Raw genomic sequence first — 19,131 nt, 5'->3', positions numbered from 1 at the left:
TAGCAGAATAAATTATTCTACTACTTTTTTGTTTATCCTACTTCAATTATATGTTCCATGTTTTCTTCATTGAAAATAATATATTTGTCTTTTTGTACAATTTCATTATTCTTAACGTATTTCATTATGTCTATTGAAAACTTTTCTACATGGTACCTTTTACTTGCATATATTTCTTTATACTCTAGCATTACATTTTTTTCTTCTTCCTTTGTTATAGTTCTGTTTAAGAAGTCTGGAAGCCACTTCTTCTTATTAAAGGATAGGTAATCAAACTTAATTATCTCTTTAAGTTCTAGAAGTTTATCTCCACTTAGCTTTTCAGTATAGAAATCTATAAAAACCTTATAGTATTCTACATTTCCTATATTTCTGTTAAAGTATCCTTTCTCTTCAAAGAACATTCCTAGCTCATAGTAGAAATCAAAAGGTGTTTCGAACATATTTACAAAGAAGTTAAGAATATTATAAAACTTTTCAGAGTTATAATATTTATCTACCATCTCTTCTACTTTTTTTAATTTTATAACTTCATCGTAACTTAAAACTGAAGTTCTTAAGATCTCATAAGGTGGATATGGTGAATACTCCATTCCCCACTTTTCACTTTCATCTCTCATTAATGAGCCTTTTAATAGCTTTAGAAAACCTAATTGTACTTTTTCTGGTCTTATCTCATAAACATCATTAAAGGATTTCTTAAAGGTCTCATAATCTTCTTCTGGAAGACCTGCTATTAAATCTAAGTGTTGATGAATGTTCTTAAGCTTCATCATTTCTTCTACTTTTTCTTTAATTTCATTGAAATTTACAAATCTATTTATATTATTTAAAACCTTATTATCTGTAGTCTGCACTCCTACTTCAAATTGAAATCTTCCCTTTGGAGCTGTGCTTAATAGCTTTAATTCCTCTTCAGTTAAAATATCAGCTGAAATTTCAAAATGAAATCTTGTATTTGTATCTGAATTTATTAAGAAGCTCCACACATCCATTGAAAAATTATGATTACAGTTAAAGGTTCTATCTACAAACTTAACTAATTTAACCTTATGATCCATGAAGAATTGAAGTTCTTTTTTTACTCTATCTGCTGGTAAAAATCTTACTCCATGAATAGTTGAGCTTAGACAATATTTACAACTAAATGGACATCCTCTGCTTGCTTCATAGTAAACTATCTTATCATGTATGGTATTGTCATTATCTTTATATGGAAAAACAATTTCAGACATATCCATTAAAGGTCTTTCTCCATTAAAAAATACCTTTTCATTTTCTTTATAATATAACCCTTTAATATCTTTTATATCTTTTTCCCCAAGTTTAAACAACACAAAATCTCTGTATGTTTTTTCTCCTTCACCAGAGATTACATAATTTCCGTTATGTTCTTCTAGAAACAGCCTACTATCATAGGTAACTTCAGGTCCTCCAAATAGTATTTCAATATTTCTATCTACTCTTTTTATAAGCTCAGTCAATCTTTCAACGTATTCCAAGTTCCATATATAAGTAGAAAAAGCTACTACATCTGGCTTCTCCTTTATAATTTCTTCTAGTATTCTCTCTATTTTATCATTTATTGAAAATTCCCTTATAATACCTTGATAATTTAAGTCCTCTGTAAATGTCTTTAAGTATCTCACCGCTAAATTGCTGTGAATGTACTTTGAGTTGATCGCTGTTAATAATATCTTCATCTGTATTTCTTCCCTTCTTCTTTGCCTTGATAAAAAATATGTCTTCCCATTCTCTAGTTTCTAGTATATCACAATATTTTTCAAGAACTTTTTTACTTTCATCCGCTGACCATTCCTTAAGGAAATTACTATCTTTTATAGAAAATTCCTTAGTCTTCTCTTCTGGAAGTATTACTCTTATCTTATTTTTAAATACTTCATTCTTCTTCTTTACAATATCCCAAATATAAAGTTCACCATCCTCCTTTATAAGAGGGTAAATTTCAGACATTAATTTATGCCTTTCCTTATTATTATTTATTTTTCCTAATGAAAAAAATAGGATACATGTATCATAATTAGAGTTTATAATCTCTCTAGATTCATCAACAAAATCTACAGCAACTTCACTATCTAGATATTTTTTTATATTATAAATAACTCCGTAATTTTCTCCTCCTACATCTAATATATCACCCTTTAGTTCCATATCTTTTAGATTCAAAACTATTGTTTTCTCCATAACAGCCTCCTGGTAAATACTTACATATATATTTTCTATAATAAAAAAAGAATTCCTTCAAGCAGAAGGAATTCTATGTTGTAAATTTCTATTTTGTAAATTTTTATTATAAAAATCAAGTAAAAATCCAGCAGTAGTTTTTTGTGCTCTTGACAATATCTCTGATGCTATTAAATAATATCTTTCCTCTTTATTTTCAATAGTTCTATATCCCTCATGAGTAGCATTAGCAAATATTGCGTTCTTCTTGATATAATCTCTTACTGACTCATTTCTTATTATACCAACCTCTTGAGTAAAATCATAATCATTAAAGAGTTTTGATATGATCCATAATTCAAATTCTCTATGTTTCTTTAATAATTTATTATTAACATGGTGTGGAACTGTTGAGTCTTGTAATAAGTGACAAGCTGCACCTAAATAGAATAATGCTTTTTCAAGTTCACCTTTTTTTAAATGCTCTAAAGACATCTTATGATATTTTTCACATTCACTTAAGGCATTTGATAATCCATAAAGTCCTTTTTCCTTCTCATAATGGAAGAAGTGATTTGAACTTTTAAAATCACTGTCTGCCCATTTTACTCCGGCATTTAATTGTCTTATATGCTCTTTATAAAAGCTCCAAGCCTCCAGTTCTCCTTCATTATGAAGAATCTGTATACTTTGAATATTTATAAACTTATGAATTATACATGTAGTTTTTACAGCTACCTTCTTTATTGGGTTTACAGCAAAAAATACCCCTCTTACAACTTTTCCATAAGCATTTTCTATCCTTTTGACCAATTATTTCACCTCTTTTGTTAGTTTAAGTTTTATAATTATTGTTACTATAAATATTAATAATATAAATGAAATTGTCATTAATAATTTCTTTGAGAAAGAAATGGCATTTTCATTATTTTCTTTAAATACTTGAAATACAATTCCTTGATTTTTTTCTAACAGTATAATTCCAGTATTATCAACTTTTATATCATTAATTTCTCCATTTCCTTTTAGGGATATATATGAATTCAATACTCCCTCTTTACTTAAAGTAAATACCTTATTTTCTTTTTTGTCAAAGAAAATAATGCTATCTTTTTCAAACATAATCTCTTTTTTATCTATTGCTAATGCTGTCAAGCCTGAAAGATTCTTGCTTTGGAAAAAAGGAGCTGGTGGGTTTTTACTAGGATGAATTGATAATAATAGTTGTGGTTTCTCACTCTCTTTATCTCCAAATCTTGAGGAATCAACCGAATCCCCGCCTGAAAAATCTGGCCATCCATACCACATATCTTTCTCTATCTTATAAATATAATCTACATCTCCATATATAGGCCTAGGCTTTACAGGCTCCATTCCTCCAACTGCTGCATATATTTCCCCTTTTGAATTAAAATCAATTCCTTCTATATTTCTTATTCCCCAAGCATAAAGCCTTTTATTCTGATTACTTAAGTCATAATATATTATGGACGCATTTCCTGGAAAAACTCCTTTTACAACTTCATTTTTTTTGGTCTCAGTTCCATATTTAGCAAATGCACCAGTTTGGTCATAATTTATGCCACTTAATGTTATATCTAATGGAGTTTTATCATAAATACCCGCATCCTTAACTAATTGATTATCTGATACAACACCTGAATTAGTGACAGTTCCAATAGTAACATATATTTGATTATCTTTTAAAACCAATTTACTTTCATTATACTCACCCATATTGGGAAGATTATTCATTAAGGTTTTAACTTTTTTACTTACTATCTCAAATTCCATCAATGAGTTACCTGAAACAAAATAAAGTTTTCCATCCTTATATACTATTGAATATATGTCTAGGGAAGAATCCTCATATAATTGTTTTTCGTTTCCATCTTCATTTATTATTTTAATTACGCTTTTAAAAGCTATATAGATATTATTATTTTCATCTTCACAAATAGCTTTTGCTCCTTGCTGACCTTTTGCTATTATTTTATATTCATATCCATTCGACACAGATAATTTAACTTTCTCTCTCGATATCCTATAGATAAAAAAAGTACCCACAGAAATAACACAAGCTAATAATATCAATGTAATAAATCTTTTCATTCAAAATCCCCCTATACCCTAATAGAGATTTAAATTTTAATACCTGTAAACCCCTTTACTAATTTATATTTTGTAAAGTTAAATTTGATTACTATATATTTAGGTGAATTATGTACTATTTTTACAATTATTAGAATATGTTAATATTGATATTTTTAGGGGGTATTAACATGCGCAAAGATAGTTTCTATAAAAATTCTTTTATTTTAACCTCTTCCAATATAACAACAGGGGTCCTTGGTTTCATTTTTTCAATTTACTTATCAAAAAAACTAGGGCCTGAGGGAGTAGGTCTATATGGTTTAGTTATGCCAGTTTACAACTTATTTATTGGGCTAATGACAGCTGGTATAATCGCTGCAATATCTAAAGTTTCTGCCCTTTATCACAATAAGGGAGACTATCCAAACCTAATTAAAACCCTTAGAACTGTAGCATTTTTCAATTTAATATGGGCTGCTATTATAGGACTACTGGTTTTTGCTTTTGCTCCTATGATTGGTACATATGGCGTTCATGATGAAAGAACCATCGATGCTATAAAAATAACTTGTCCAGCTATGTTTTGCATTGCTGTATCAAATATTCTTAAGGGTTATTTTTATGGTATATCCAAGGTTACCATGCCTTCGTTTATTGATATATTAGAAAAAGCTATGCGTATTTTTGTTTTAATAGGACTAATATACCTATTTAGTGCACAAAGCCTTTCAGCTCTTGTTACAGTTGCATATTTAGCTTTATGTATTGGTGAATTCCAAAGCTTGGCATTACTTTTTGTTTATTATAAATTCACCTTAATGGGTGTAAAAACTTCTGGTGGAAGAACTGAAGGTAGAGCTCAGTTATTATTTGATGTACTTTTTGTTTCAATACCTCTAGGTGTAAATGGATTTCTAACATCTATTTTTACTACAATTTCAACATTAATTGTTCCTAGAAGGCTTATGGTTGCAGGTTTTACTTATTCTGCCTCCTTATCATTAATAGGTAAGTTTAATGGAATGGCTTTTGTTATAGTAACCTTTCCTATTATAGTTATTGCATCCATTAATTCATTACTGATTCCTGATTTATCTCAAAGTCTTCATAGTAAGGAATACTTCAATGTTTACAGAAGAATAAAACAAGTTTTAATTATTGCCTTTTTATTAGGCCTATGTACTTTGCTAATTTGTCAAACAATACCTGACTTATTGGGTGAGATGTTCTTTAGTAGAGATGATCTTGGCTTTTTTATTAGGTCTGCGTCAATTTGTACTCCAATTTTATTTCCTGCTATCACAATGTTTGGAATACTAAATGGACTTGGTAAACAAGGAAAGATATTAAGAAATTCTTTGATAGTTGAACTCATAGAAATAACTTCACTTTTTATATTAACTGCTATACCTTCAATTAATATATTGGGAGTTGCCATTGCAAATGTCATTACTGCAACTGTTGGTTTATCACTAAATCTTTATGAAGTAAATAAAAGTATTAAATTAAATTTATCAATAAGTAATATTCTAATATTATTGTTATTTTTTGTACTAGCCTTATTCTGCTTAAACCTATTCCTAAGAGTAGTACCTTATGATGGCATTATGTTTAAAACTCTTACAACAGTAGGTTCTTGCGTTTTGCTATTCTCATTTTTACTTTTTGCAAATAGAAAGTTACAGGAGGATTAACTATAAGCTATTATCTATATTAAAATTTTTACCCTCCAAAAAAGGATGTCTTAAAATTATTTTTAAGACATCCTCTTTTACAAATCTTTATCTAAGTTTTCTTTTCATAAATCCAGGAATAACTTTTAACGCTTTTGGAGATATTCCCTCAATATCACTTTTCCTTATGCCTTTAGTCATAATCATTAGATATAGGTATATAAATCCTCCTAATGCTATGTATACAAAAGTTAATAAGGTTATAACTATTCTATTAGATGTTATAGCGTGTGGTAATAATAATAAAAAGAACTTGTCTAATCCAAATAAGACTAAGGACATTACCACAGATGCAAATAGTGGTTTAAGTGCTAATCTTATTAGTGGAATTTTTACTCTAACTGTTTGTTGTAGTTTTCTATGATTCATAATAACAGGTATTACAAAGCATACAAATCCACCAATAACTGCTCCATATATGTTTATGCTTTTAATTCCAATTAAAATGTAGTTAGTTACAATCTTACCTACTATTCCAAAAAACAAGCTAAGTAGCAGGAATTTGAATTTTCCCAAGCTTTGAAGAATTGTAATTTCTATCTGCGAAAGACCCATAAAAATAACTACAAATGCACCAAATATCATTAAGCTGCTTCCTCTAGAATTACCATAGAATCCAAGATAGATATATTCATTTAGAACAGATAATCCAAAGGCTGCTGGAATTGTAATTCCATATGTTAATCTTAAGGCGAAGTTAATTTTTGATTTAACATTTTTTCTGTCATTTAATATCACAGCTTTTGAGATAGCTGGAAGTACAGCTGAACCTAATGCAGTAATAAAAATCAATGGAACATACATAAGATTTTTATATTTACTTAATAAACCATATAATATATCCGCATTTTCTTTGGTCAAGCCTATGTGCATTAACCTACCACTTACATTTGACATATCAACTAAAGCTCCAAAATTAGATAAACCTGCACTTAAGGTTATTGGCAAACCATATTGTATAATCTTTTTTATAATCTTCTTATTAGATATCTTCTTGCCTGTAATTGGCTGTTTTATTGCTTCTCTACTAAAATGCTTAAATTCAAAGATAACCATTAAGTAAATACAAGCTACCAAGGCTCCTACAGAAGTACCTATTGTTCCTCCTGCACTTCCTAATGCTAAGGAGTTCTTAACTAATAAAAATGCAAATAAAAGACTTACAAAAACGTTAATAAGCTGCTCCAACACTTGAGATGCAGCCAATGAATTCATTTGATTTTTACCATTAAAGTATCCTCTATAAGCTACAAGTGTGGAAGATATAACAATTGTAGGTGACAAAGCTATTAACCCATAGGTTATATCAGATTTTGCCTGTGCTGCAATTGGTTTTGCGAGTACTATTAATAAAATAGTAAATAGAAGACCAACTCCTAGTAATAACTTTCTAGCAATCCTAAAAGCTCTTAAGGCATCCCTTTCTCTGCCTAAGGCTGAAAGTTCAGATACAACCTTACATATAGCTGGCTGCATTCCTGAATTTGCTACAGCATAAATGAATATAAAAACATCATAAGTTTTACTATATATACCATATCCCTGATCCCCTAAAATCCTTGTTAAAATAGGTACATATAATACAGATAGAATTTTAACTAAGAAACCTGCAGCTGATAAAACTGCAAAGCCCTTAGTGGTTGACTGTTCTTTCATAGATAAACCCCTATCTTATAACAAATTTAAAAACATCCACCTTTATCTTTTTAAACATTGGAGGTAAACTTTCAGCTATTGTTTTATTTTTTAAATAACTAAACTTTTCAGGTACATCCTTAAATATAACCTTATATGCATATAAGAATTGATAATTTAACCCGAACTTATTATAAAAGAAATCATTTAGCTTCTTATCTCCATATTTACTATCACCTATAATTGGGTTTCCTAAATGAGCTAAATGTGCTCTAAGCTGGTGACTTCTTCCAGTAATCAAATCAATTTCAATTAAAGAGTATGCTCCATTACTTTGAATTGTTTTAACTTCCATTGCTATCTTTTTGCTATTAGGAATTCTATCATTATATATTTTAGAAACATTATTTTCTTGATCTTTTAATATGTATCCTTCATAAACCCTATCATTAATTCTTCCTTTAACTAAAGCTGTATAAAACTTCTTAACTTTTCTTTCTCTAATCAATTCATTAAGTACTTTTAAAGATTCAAAGTTCTTTCCAAAGAACACTATACCTGAAGTATTTCTATCTAATCTATTACATGGTGCAGGTGTAAAAGTAACTTCTTTCTCTGGCAGGTAGTCACCTTTCTCATGTAAATAGCTTAAAACGTAATCAGTTAAGGTTGGCTCTCCATTTTTCTTATCTGAATGAACTAAAACTCCTGGCCATTTTTCAACTAATAACATATTTTCATCTTCAAAAGTTATTTTCAGTCCACCAGCATCAACTCTTTGGAAATTAAATTCTTTCTTCTTTTGGTCACTCTCTATATTTCTGATTTCAACAATATCCCCAATTTCAAGAGAATATTTTTCTTTTTGCTTTCTTCCATTAACCTTGACATCGCCTTTTCTTAAAGCTTTAAATATAGCACTTAAAGGAACATCCTTTAATAACTTTCTAACAAACTTATCAAGCCTTTGTCCTGCTTCATTAGTTCCTATTTCAATTTTCACAAAATCAACTCCATATTTTATTTGTATAGGATATTTAATTTATTGCATATATTTAACCACTTTATACATAGCTTAAAGTGGTTAAATATGCTTTCTCCATTATACTAGATTAATCTTATTTTACCCTCTTGTCAAATAATTAAATGCACTTTGGCATTGGATTGCAACACCTACTTGCAATGCATTTTCATCGATGTCAAAAAGAGCATTATGAATAGGCTTATTTATTCCCTTTTCTTCGTTGCCTATTCCTAAGAAATAAAACGCAGCATTTCTTTCCATTGCAAAATATGCAAAACTTTCAACCCCCATAAAAGGTGCTGTTTGTTCATATATATTTTCCGTGCCAATAATAGTTTCTGCCGATGTTCTTACTATATCCACCATATCATCATTATTATATAGACATGGATAACTTTCCTCTATTTCAATAGTGCACTCACCTCTAAAGGTACTTGCTATACCCTTAGAAATTTCCTCAATTCTTTTTACAGCATATGCCCTATCTTCTTTCGTCATTGTTCTTATAATTCCTTTTAATTCAACCTCATCTGGAATTACATTTTGAGCAAATCCTCCATTAATACTTCCAACTGTAACAACAGCAGGATTAACTGGAGATATCTCCCTACTTACTAATGGCTGAAGAGCAAGGACCAAATGTGAAGCTATAACTATAGGATCTACAGTATTATGTGGTTCTGCTCCATGACCACCCTTTCCTTTAACTTTAATTGTAAAAGGATTGGATGCTGCATTAACAACACCTTTCTTAACCTTAATCTCTCCTGCCCTTAAACTTTCATTAACATGAAGTCCTATAATCCCGTCTACATGAGGATTTTCAAGTGCTCCTTCTTTAATCATAAATGGTGCTCCACCAATAGTTTCCTCTGCTGGTTCAAATAATAGCTTAACATTCCCATTTAGTGATTCTTTATGTTTATTTAATAATTTTGCAGCCCCTAGTAAAATTGTGGTATGTGCATCATGTCCACAAGCGTGCATTTTCCCCTGCACCTTTGATGAATACTCACAAGTTTTCTTATCTTGTATAGGAAGGGCATCTATATCTGCTCTTAAAGCTATAGTTTTACCCTCATTGCCTCCTTTAATAGTGGCTACAATACCAGTCTTTGCTGCCTCCACAAAAGGAATGCCCTCTTTATTTAAAAACTCTTTTATAACCCTTGAAGTTCTAACTTCTTCAAAACCTAACTCAGGATTTTCATGAAAGTCTCTTCTCCATGCTATTAATTCTTCCTTAATGCTTATTGCTTCTTCTAAAAAATTTATCATTCATTTCCTCCTAAAAATTAATCCCAGAAAACTTTGATTTCATCCCCATTATTTAAAGTATCAGTATATGCAGCCTTTTTGTCATTTAAAACTAGATTTAAGCTTCCTTTAACTTGAGTTATATCAAAATTAATGAAGTTAAAAATGTCTACAAAAACATAGGATTCCTTACCAGTTAATTCAATCTTCTCATCATTTACTATTACAGTAATAGAGTTTCCTTTTTTAACTTGTTCGTACTTCTCCTTTGCTGCTTCATTTGCAACAACTTCATTCTCTTTCACAACTTCTTCTTTTGAAATATGTTCACCATCTAATATCTCATAATCATCCTCTAAAAGTTTTCCATCTTTATATAAATTTATATCTTCATTGATTATGTATTTCTTAATTTCCTTAATTGTCTTAGGGTATATAATTTCAACATTATCCCCTTCATTTATGTATGTATCAGGCGTAACACTTTGGTTATTTATTAGGAAAATAGGATCTAAATAATAACTCTCACCATTTAAGTAAAAACTTTTAGAATCCACTTCTTTAATAAGCTCTATACATTTTGTACTTGCATTTTTACCTTCTTTTGCAAATACCAGCTTAATGTTATCTCCATTTTTCACCTTACTATCTAGTGTTTCCTCATTTTCATTAATATAAACTTTAGCCTTTTCACCTAGTTCTCCGAAAGTTATTCTCTTACTTCCATTTAAATTAAATCTTAAGCTCTTTCCATTTTTGGCCATTAAGACTTTAGGGTTTATACCAGCTTGAATTAATACATCCATAACCTTATGATTATGTGAGTTAAATAAACTTATAGTTTTGTCATTTAGAAGTACATCTATGAAATCTCTTCCCGAACTCTTAAGTCCAACTAAAGCAATTCCAAGTACAGTTACTCCTTCTGAACCTAATTTATTATCCATTGGTATACATTGAGTAACAGATTCTCTTCCTCTTATTGCAACTCTTTGTAAGGGAAGATTTAATTTTTCTGCAATAAGCTCATTTAGTAGTGGAGTACGTGCTCCTCCCCCAACTAGGAATAATGCTGAAGGGGATTTACCTCCATTTAATGCAATAACTTTAGAGCCAACTTCCTGTGCCATCTTAGTAACAACAGGTCTTATTATGTTTAATAAATGTTCCTTTGAAACACTATTTTCTAATCCAATAATATCTAAGTATGTAATTTGATCCTCAGTGTGAATTTTTCTTTTAATTACTTCAGCAGTATTAAAATCCACTAATAAAGCTTGAGAAATAACCTCTGTAACTTCATCTCCAGCAATTGGCACCATTCCATAAGCAGAAATTGTTTCATTTGAAGATATTGCTATATCTGATGTTCCTGCTCCTATATCTATTAATGCTATGTTAAGCAGTCTTAAATTTTGCGGAATGACAGCTTCCATGGCTGCTATAGGTTCTAAGGTCATATTTACAGCCTTAAGTCCTACTCTATTCATTACTCCATAAAGTGAATCTACAACTGAACGAGGTAAGAAGGTTGCAATTACGTCAGCCCTAATTTGCTCTCCCTTATGCCCTAATAGATTAGAAATACTATATCCATTTAAATAGTAGTTCTTAATGCTATATCCAACTGGATAAAGTTTTCCTGCTTTTTGATGATTTATCTTATTTTGAGCTTTCTTAATTCCATGCATTTCAAGCCCTCTGATTATATCTTTAGATATTTCTTCAGTAGGGTCTACTCTCTCTTCAACAGTAACTTCAAGAGTTTTAAGAAGTCTACCAGCTGCAGCAATATATACATCCTTTAAGGTAATACCTAAATCCTCTTCTAAGGAATCCTTAACTTCTCTAACCTTTTTAGCCACTAATTCTATATCATGTATTTGCCCATCAAGCATAGCTCTTTCATCATGTTCTATATACTTTTCAGCAACAACTGAAAATTTATCTTTAATTACCATACCAACGGTACCAATTACACTTCTTGTTCCTATATCTAATGCAAATATTAAATTATCTGAATTTAATCCATCTATTCTCATACTAATTCATCTACTCCTTTATGATAAAGGCTCATATTCTCTTGAATATGAGCCTAATAAAATTATATTACATAATTTAGCATGTTTCAACATTGAAAGACTTTCTATTATATATACGCCTCAACATATTTCACAAGTTCTGCAGGAGTCATTGGTTTACTAAAATAATACCCTTGAATATAATCACTGCCTAAATTCTCAAGAATATTTAACTGACTTTCGGTTTCTACCCCTTCAGATGTAACCGTTATATTTAAATTATGAGCTAAATTTATCATAGTATCAGTAAATGACACACAATACTTATCTGACTCAATATCACTAATAAAACTCCTATCAATTTTCAAGTTATCTACAGGTAATTTTCTTAGATAACTAAGAGATGAATATCCAGTACCAAAATCATCTATGGATATCTTAACTCCTTCATTTCTTAGATTTTCTAATATCCTTGAAGAATGAATAAAATCAGTCATTATTAATGACTCTGTAATTTCTAAGGTTAATGCCTCAGATGGTAATCCTGCTTCCATAAGTAAATCCATAACCATTTTATCAAAACCATCAACTTGAAGCTGTTTTACTGATAGATTTACGTTTACAGTTAAATCATTTATTCCCATTACTCTCCAAGCTGAGCACTGAGAAATTGCTTCCTTAAGTATCCATTCACCCATAGGCACTATTAAACCTGAAGTTTCAGCAATTGGAATAAACTCAAGTGGAGAAATCATTCCTAAATCTTTATGTTCCCATCGTAATAGAGACTCAACAGTTACTAAATTTTTAGTATTACTATCTACTATCGGCTGATAGACAACATAAAAACCGTCAAAATTATTATTAACCGCACATCTCATGCTATTTTCAAGTTGAATTTGCCTATGAAATCTATCATGATGCTCTTTAGAGTAGAAGGTATATTTATTTTTACCTTCTTGTTTTGATTTAAATAGAGCACTCTCAACATTTTTTAATATTGTTTCTACATCTTTTCCGTCCTTAGGATAACTTACTACTCCTATTGAAGTTGTAAAATAATATTCATATCCTGATATGTTCCAAGTAGACTTAAATCTATTAAGTATTTTATTTAAACTTAAAATTATGTCATTCTTATCTTCTTGATGTACTAGTAATATAAAAGAATCTCCACCAATTCTATATGAACTATAAGATTTCAAATCTAGGGTACTTAAGAATTCAGATATCTCTTTAATTACCTTATCACCTAAATTACACCCAAAAGTATCATTGAAGTTTTTGAAATTATCAATATCAAACATGAATATTGAGAACTTATTTTCTCCCATAATATCATTATTGGTTAAATTATTAAAATCATGCTCAAACTTTAATCTGTTTGGTAATAAAGTTAGTTGATCTACAAATGCCATTTTAATTATATAATCTTCATAAGATTTTTTCTCTGAAATATCAAGTATGGATCCTGCCATTAATAATGGACTTCCTGTTTCATCATGTATACCTTTTCCCTTGCAATAAATCCATGCATATTCTCCATCGTTTCTTAAGATTCTGCACTCACAAATAAAGTATTCATTCTCTCCATCTAAAAATTCATATATTAACTCTTTAACCCTATTTCTATCCTCATCATGAATTAGTATATCAAAGGCTTTACTTAATTCTTTTCTATTAATACTATTAACATTACTTAATCCTACTAAATTAATAAAGTCTTCAGATATATTAAAGTAATCCTTCTCTATGTTCCATTCAAATACGTAATCTGCAGCTCCTTCAATTATGAGCTTTTTTGTTGTTTCATTGTACTTTAATTGATCATATAAATCCTTTACAATTTTCTTAACTTTTTCTGCATCTTTTGATCCGTTTTTAATTAAATCAATTGCATTTTCAAAATTCTCTAAGTATTCCATATAATTATTCCTCGTATTATGCTAGATTACTTATAATTTTATCATATTTTTTGGAACTTACCAATATATATTATTAATTCCTTTAATCTTATAAACCTATAAAATATCAGCTTTTTCAAGGATTTTTTTCATTTTATTCCATCATAAAACAAAATATCCAAATACTATACAATGGATGACAAAATTCTACATAAGCAAAAGCTTTAATATAAAATAGCATTAAAAGCCGTATTTTTGTATAATATTTACGAGGTGATTAGATGAATATTTTTACTAAATTAAACAAATTGACTAATTTAACTGCAAACGAAAAAATATTAGTTAGTTATATGGAAGAGAATCCAGAGAAGTTTATTAAAATGAGTGCAATTGAAATAAGTGAGACATGCTTTATTTCAGCTTCAACTATCTATCGCCTTTGTCAAAAACTTGACTTAGCAGGTTTATCAGAACTTAAGGTACAAGTATCTGTATCTATTAATGAATATTTAAAAGAACAGAATTCCTTAGATTACAATTACCCTTTTAAACAAAACGAGAATCAGCATCAAATATCTTTGAAAATGAAAGAATTATATGAACAGACTTTAGTGTCGTCACTAAATTTAATAGATTTAGATCAATTAAGATTAATTGTCAACGCTTTAAAAGAAGCTAAGCATATTGATTTTTATACATCTGCGGGAAATATATATTTTGCAGAAAATTTTAAGTTTCAAATGCAGGAAATCGGAACTTTTATTAACGTTCCAATGGAAGAGTATCTTCAACGTTTAACTGCATCCACTAGTGATAAAGAGCATATCGCTATAATATTTTCATATGAAGGAAGAGGAAAAATCATACAAGACATAGCAGAAATATTAAAAAAGAACAAAACACCAATTATTTTGATTTCCTCTACTAATGAAAACCCACTAACTAAATATGCTAATTATAATCTGTATTTAAGTTCAAATGAAAACCACTTTAATAAGATATCGTCCTTTTCAACAAGATTGTCCTTGCTTTATCTTTTAGACTGTATTTATACATGCTATTTTGAACTTGATTACAATAATAATATTACGTATAAGATTGATACCTATAGGAAGATCTCGGAGAATAATAATTAAATTAATGAACTACAGTAATAAAATCTATTCTGGAAAGTAAACAAAGGTGCATGATTAACTAAAAAGCTAATACTGCACCTTTTCTAAGTTTTATTATCGTTGCTCTTTTATTATTCCTGTTCTATATGCATCCAAAAGCCACTCTAAATCCGCAATTTGAATTTTGAGTTCCTCCCCAATATCTGTATCCCCAACTCGCTTTCTCTCAACTTCCTGTTCTAGCACTATTGTAGTTGAAAGAATATCTTTTTCTTCTTCAATAGCTTTTTGCGTAGATTCAAAAGGTTCATGTGATACTAGTAATAGCCCATAAGAATTATATATTAGTGTATAACCTGCTATTCCAGTTTCAGGTTGATACGTCCTTGAAAATCCCCCATCTATAACGAGAAGTTTTCCATTTGCCTTTATCGGACTTTCTCCTTTTTTTAACTTAACAGGTACATGTCCATTTATTATATGAGAAATCTTTGGATCTAACCCAAATTCCTTAAAGATCATATTACATGCACTCTCGTTATCTTCTAGTTCAAAATAGTAATTTTTCTTCTCTACATGGGTTGCTTTATCCTCTATAAAATATCTTTCAAAGGTTGTCATCTTGTCTTTTCCGAAAAGAGGTGAATCTGCCCCATTCCACAGATACCATATTATATCCATGCCATATAGCTTAGCCTCTGGATTGTTTTTATAAAAATATCCTTCTCTTACTAAAATCTCTAATCTGTCTAAGTAATTTTTACCGTAGTATTCTTTACCCGAAGCTCCAATGGTTACTTTTCTAAAGCTTCCATCTTCATTTAGTGGAATACATCCATGGAATAGTAAGTTAGAATTATACTTTAAACACAAGTTTCCTTTTGCAAAAAGAAATCTAACATGCTTTTGTAGCTTTTCACTATTTAAAAAGGATGATTTAAGCTTATCTATAAGCTCTAGCTCTTCTGGGATTAATTTATATGGGTCATTAGGATTTATAGTTGGAAATTTACTATCCCTTAATTTATATATTTGCCCATTCAAATTAATTATGCCTTTATCATAGTCTATCTTGTTTAATAGTAATCGTTCATCCATTCTAAAGTATGGACGTCTTTTAATTATATCTCCTTCTAGTTTAAATTGTATGATAGCTATAGCTTTATGCATCTTTGCCATAAGTTTTACATCTTTATCATTGCAAGTATTATCGTTTTCAAACCTAGGATTAAAGAATTCGCACTTATCATCATTATAAAATTCCATGGCAAAGGTTGCTAATGGTAAAAGGTTTATTCCATAGCCATCTTCTATGGTACTTAGATTTGCATATCTTGCACTTGTTCTAAGAACTGTTGCAATGCATGCCTCACTTCCTGCTGCTGCCCCCATCCAAACTATGTCATGATTGCCCCATTGAATATCAATAGAGTGATAATTTAAAAGAGTATCCATTATAATATCTGCTCCTGGTCCTCTATCAAATATATCCCCTATTATATGAAGTCTATCTATTACTAGTTGTTGGATTAACTTTGATATAGCTACTATAAATTCTTTAGCTCGACCCACACTAATTATGGTTTTTATTATTTCCTCATAGTATTTTTCTTTATTCATCTTGGCTGGTTGTTCATGTAGAAGTTCTTCTATAATGTATGAGAAATCCTTTGGTAGAGCTTTTCTTACCTTAGAACGGGTATATTTTGAAGATACATGTCTGCACATATCAATTAATCTATATAGTGTTATTTTGTACCAATCTTCGATATTTTGCTGTTCTTTCAGTTCTAATTCTATTTTTTGCTCTGGATAGTATATTAAAGTGGCAAGGCTTTTTTTCTCATTTAGGCTCAATATATTACCAAAAACATCATCAACTTTACGTTTTATAACTCCTGAAGCATTGTTCAAGACATGAATAAAAGGTTCATATTCTCCATGAATATCTGACAGAAAATGTTCAGTTCCTTTAGGAAGGTTTAAAATCGCCTGTAAATTTATTATTTCTGTACAAGCATCAGCTATAGTTGGATAACTATTTGATAGGAGTTTAAGATATTTTAGTTTGTCATGAAACTCTTTACTTGAATCTTCTTCAATATAAGACATAGTATTTCCTCCTAAGACTAAAGGCTAATTTAAATCTAAAATTAATAATCATTTCATAATTTAATTCATATATAGAGTATACTATTTCTTTTGTTTTTGTACAATGTTATATACTTTAAATAAATAGTGTAGCACATATTTTCTTATCTATCATAAATTAATATGTTATAGTTATTCATTTTTCTTTTTAACCCATCTAATTATTAAAAATATAATGTATATTGAAGCCAATACAACATCACAAACAATTAATTAATTATTGGATATTACTGAAAAAATTTTAAGCTCCATACCAATTGCCAGTATAATTATAGTACTTAACTGCATTGCTCTATTAACATCTATCTTTTTCATTTAACCTCCTTAATTAGTCATAGCTTAAGATATTCATTTATGCTCATTTCTTAAGACATATTTTTTTACCTCAGTTCTAAACATCATTTTCCCACAATATTGACATACTTGAGAACTACCATCAACTATAAATTCAACATTACCACACTGCTTGCTACAAACTGCATATGCTATATATATTTCTTTAGGAAATTTAATTTCTTCAGGTTCTTCTATATATTCATCAAGCTCATATCCTTCAAAGCCTTCGAATTTTGATCCCTCCATTTTATAACCCCCAATTAACTCATTTTCTCTAGCATATCTATCGTCTCATATAAAAATTCGCTTTTTCCGAAATAAAAAGAAAAATCATGAACAGCCTAAGATTTCTCTTAAAACCATCCACGATTTCATTATTCTTAAATTTCATTTCCTACAATCTTATGTTTTTTAATGCATCATATATAATTATGGATAGTCCAGCTAATAAAACAGTCCACACTCCTAGAATGATCCACTTATAAGCAAGTTTTGTGAATTCATCATCATTATAATAACTATAACATTTTTTCTTTATTTCTCTTCTTTTTATCAACATAAAAACTCCTGTATAAAAAAATATAACCGCTGGAAAAATAAAATTCCAATCAAAATCAAAATCTGGATAAAAAGAGTCGATTGAAATGACCAAACACATTATAATAATATATCCTATTAATAGCTTTTGTCTAAGTTTCATTACTTTCACCTTACCTAAATCACAAATTAAATATGTTTTCTCTCTTATTATATCAGTTGCATTTGCATGGGGGATTACCTCTTCACAGCAGTTTAGAATATATACATTCTCAAACTCCATTCCCTTTACTCCATGTATGAATTACAAGAGGTCTTAGAGATATAGTGATAAAGCCATTTCCATATTTAATTTTATAGAACATTCCATACATTAAACTTACTTTGATTATAGCATATTATATAGATTGTAATAAAAAATGAACAACTTAAGATTTCTCTCAAGTCGTCCATTTTCATTTACACTATCTTAATAATATTAACAAAAGTTTATTTTCTCAAATCCTATTCCCATTAATTTATGTTCTTTGCATAAATCAACAATTTTTTGTGTGCAAAATATTGTATTTCCCAATTCTTTTATTCTAAAAATATCATTTCCATTCCAAGAAGCTTTTTTAATATATATCGGATGAGCAGGATCTATAAATGTTTTGCCTTCAGTTCTATACTTGACATATCCGCAGCTATTACAATATTCCTGGACTATTATTTCAGTTTTACTATCCAATTCAGCGCCAATTGATACGTCTAGAAAATAATAATTTTGTACTAAATTAGATATTTTATTCTTATTGAATCCATCTTCAGCCAAACTTTTTAGTTTTTCTTTACTAATTTCATCTTTTTTTAAACAATTAGTTTTGAATAGTTTATAACCTGTAATCTCAGATTCTTCAAATACTTGTTTTGTTTTCTCTGATATTAAATCTAGTATTAAGAGACCCAAAAAGTCTGGCAAATTATCGTTTGATAACACTAACTCAAATTCAGGTTTTAAAGTTAATAACATATCTTTATCCCATACTCTGTTACAAACTCCACAATTTATTCTTTGTACAGGATAATCATTTAGTAAAATTCCGTAAGCATATTTTTTTCTTTTTCCTTCATCAATAAATAATCTATAGAACAAGATTT

General features: G+C 29.3%; 14 protein-coding genes and 1 pseudogene. 2 read left to right on the top strand and 13 right to left on the bottom strand.

The window, feature by feature from the left end:
• Positions 1–32: 32 nt before the first annotated feature.
• From PTZ02_RS01950 to PTZ02_RS01935, 4 genes are read right to left on the bottom strand one after another with little or no spacing between them, the layout of a single operon-like run.
• Positions 33–1,697 (bottom strand): B12-binding domain-containing radical SAM protein, encoded by a 1,665-nt coding sequence (locus tag PTZ02_RS01950; protein WP_274228052.1) that lies wholly within the window; start codon positions 1,695–1,697, stop codon positions 33–35.
• The gene (locus tag PTZ02_RS01945; RefSeq protein WP_274226144.1) at positions 1,579–2,205 is read right to left on the bottom strand and encodes a hypothetical protein; all 627 of its coding nucleotides are present in this window, start codon (positions 2,203–2,205) and stop codon (positions 1,579–1,581) included. The genes PTZ02_RS01950 and PTZ02_RS01945 overlap by 119 nt, the downstream gene beginning before the upstream one ends.
• A 57-nt stretch (positions 2,206–2,262) precedes the next feature.
• Positions 2,263–2,997, bottom strand: coding sequence for a zinc dependent phospholipase C family protein (locus PTZ02_RS01940; protein ID WP_274226143.1), 735 nt, complete (start codon positions 2,995–2,997; stop codon positions 2,263–2,265).
• A complete protein-coding gene (locus PTZ02_RS01935) occupies positions 2,998–4,296 on the bottom strand; it encodes a PQQ-dependent sugar dehydrogenase (RefSeq protein WP_274226142.1) in 1,299 nt (432 codons plus the stop codon). It abuts the gene before it with no gap.
• 170 nt (positions 4,297–4,466) lie between these two features.
• On the opposite strand from PTZ02_RS01935, the gene spoVB reads away from it, so the two are divergent.
• Positions 4,467–5,972 (top strand): stage V sporulation protein B, encoded by a 1,506-nt coding sequence (gene spoVB, locus PTZ02_RS01930; RefSeq protein ID WP_274226141.1) that lies wholly within the window; start codon positions 4,467–4,469, stop codon positions 5,970–5,972.
• An 87-nt stretch (positions 5,973–6,059) separates the two neighbouring features.
• Here the strand turns inward: spoVB and PTZ02_RS01925 are convergent, their stop codons facing one another.
• The 5 genes from PTZ02_RS01925 to PTZ02_RS01905 all read right to left on the bottom strand — a co-directional run bounded on the left by PTZ02_RS01925 (position 6,060) and on the right by PTZ02_RS01905 (position 13,873).
• Entirely contained in the window at positions 6,060–7,667 is a 1,608-nt protein-coding gene (locus PTZ02_RS01925; protein WP_274226140.1) for a putative polysaccharide biosynthesis protein, read from the bottom strand.
• Positions 7,668–7,677: 10 nt separating this feature from the next.
• Positions 7,678–8,649 (bottom strand): RluA family pseudouridine synthase, encoded by a 972-nt coding sequence (locus PTZ02_RS01920; RefSeq protein WP_274226139.1) that lies wholly within the window; start codon positions 8,647–8,649, stop codon positions 7,678–7,680.
• A 120-nt stretch (positions 8,650–8,769) separates the two neighbouring features.
• Positions 8,770–9,948 carry a M20 metallopeptidase family protein gene (locus PTZ02_RS01915; RefSeq protein ID WP_274226138.1) on the bottom strand — a complete coding sequence of 393 codons (1,179 nt, stop codon included), beginning with the start codon at positions 9,946–9,948 and terminating at the stop codon, positions 8,770–8,772.
• Between the two features lie 17 nt (positions 9,949–9,965).
• Positions 9,966–11,969 carry a cell division protein FtsA gene (locus PTZ02_RS01910; protein ID WP_274226137.1) on the bottom strand — a complete coding sequence of 668 codons (2,004 nt, stop codon included), beginning with the start codon at positions 11,967–11,969 and terminating at the stop codon, positions 9,966–9,968.
• A 107-nt stretch (positions 11,970–12,076) separates the two neighbouring features.
• Complete coding sequence (locus tag PTZ02_RS01905) at positions 12,077–13,873, bottom strand: bifunctional diguanylate cyclase/phosphodiesterase (protein ID WP_274226136.1); 1,797 nt, start codon at positions 13,871–13,873, stop codon at positions 12,077–12,079.
• A 260-nt stretch (positions 13,874–14,133) separates the two neighbouring features.
• Here PTZ02_RS01905 and PTZ02_RS01900 point away from each other — a divergent pair, with 260 nt between their 5' ends.
• Positions 14,134–14,988 carry a MurR/RpiR family transcriptional regulator gene (locus PTZ02_RS01900; protein ID WP_274226135.1) on the top strand — a complete coding sequence of 285 codons (855 nt, stop codon included), beginning with the start codon at positions 14,134–14,136 and terminating at the stop codon, positions 14,986–14,988.
• Positions 14,989–15,081: 93 nt separating this feature from the next.
• On the opposite strand, the gene PTZ02_RS01895 is transcribed toward PTZ02_RS01900, so the two are convergent.
• The 4 genes and pseudogenes from PTZ02_RS01895 to PTZ02_RS01880 form a co-directional block, all read right to left on the bottom strand.
• Positions 15,082–17,079, bottom strand: coding sequence for a fructose-1,6-bisphosphatase (locus PTZ02_RS01895; protein ID WP_274226134.1), 1,998 nt, complete (start codon positions 17,077–17,079; stop codon positions 15,082–15,084).
• A 387-nt stretch (positions 17,080–17,466) separates the two neighbouring features.
• A complete protein-coding gene (locus tag PTZ02_RS01890; protein WP_238882314.1) occupies positions 17,467–17,700 on the bottom strand; it encodes a hypothetical protein in 234 nt (77 codons plus the stop codon).
• Between the two features lie 505 nt (positions 17,701–18,205).
• Positions 18,206–18,292 (bottom strand): annotated as a pseudogene (locus tag PTZ02_RS19680) (3'-5' exonuclease); the annotation flags it as partial.
• A 177-nt stretch (positions 18,293–18,469) separates the two neighbouring features.
• Positions 18,470–19,126 (bottom strand): hypothetical protein, encoded by a 657-nt coding sequence (locus tag PTZ02_RS01880; protein ID WP_274226132.1) that lies wholly within the window; start codon positions 19,124–19,126, stop codon positions 18,470–18,472.
• Between the last annotated feature and the right edge of the window lie 5 nt (positions 19,127–19,131).

This window comes from Clostridium sp. 'White wine YQ' (assembly GCF_028728205.1).
Taxonomy (GTDB): Bacteria; Bacillota; Clostridia; order Clostridiales; family Clostridiaceae; genus Clostridium_T.
This window is presented reverse-complemented; position numbering and strand designations above follow the sequence as displayed.

Excerpts from the sequence above, each read along its gene's own strand:
- PTZ02_RS01945 (WP_274226144.1), bottom strand. The coding sequence starts at position 2,205 with ATGGAGAAAACAATAGTTTTGAATCTAAAAGATATGGAACTAAAGGGT.
- PTZ02_RS01895 (WP_274226134.1), bottom strand. The coding sequence starts at position 17,079 with ATGTCTTATATTGAAGAAGATTCAAGTAAAGAGTTTCATGACAAACTA.
- PTZ02_RS01890 (WP_238882314.1), bottom strand. The coding sequence starts at position 17,700 with ATGGAGGGATCAAAATTCGAAGGCTTTGAAGGATATGAGCTTGATGAA.
- PTZ02_RS01910 (WP_274226137.1), bottom strand. The coding sequence starts at position 11,969 with ATGAGAATAGATGGATTAAATTCAGATAATTTAATATTTGCATTAGAT.
- PTZ02_RS01925 (WP_274226140.1), bottom strand. The coding sequence starts at position 7,667 with ATGAAAGAACAGTCAACCACTAAGGGCTTTGCAGTTTTATCAGCTGCA.
- PTZ02_RS01900 (WP_274226135.1), top strand. The coding sequence starts at position 14,134 with ATGAATATTTTTACTAAATTAAACAAATTGACTAATTTAACTGCAAAC.
- PTZ02_RS01915 (WP_274226138.1), bottom strand. The coding sequence starts at position 9,948 with ATGATAAATTTTTTAGAAGAAGCAATAAGCATTAAGGAAGAATTAATA.
- spoVB (WP_274226141.1), top strand. The coding sequence starts at position 4,467 with ATGCGCAAAGATAGTTTCTATAAAAATTCTTTTATTTTAACCTCTTCC.
- PTZ02_RS01905 (WP_274226136.1), bottom strand. The coding sequence starts at position 13,873 with ATGGAATACTTAGAGAATTTTGAAAATGCAATTGATTTAATTAAAAAC.
- PTZ02_RS01935 (WP_274226142.1), bottom strand. The coding sequence starts at position 4,296 with ATGAAAAGATTTATTACATTGATATTATTAGCTTGTGTTATTTCTGTG.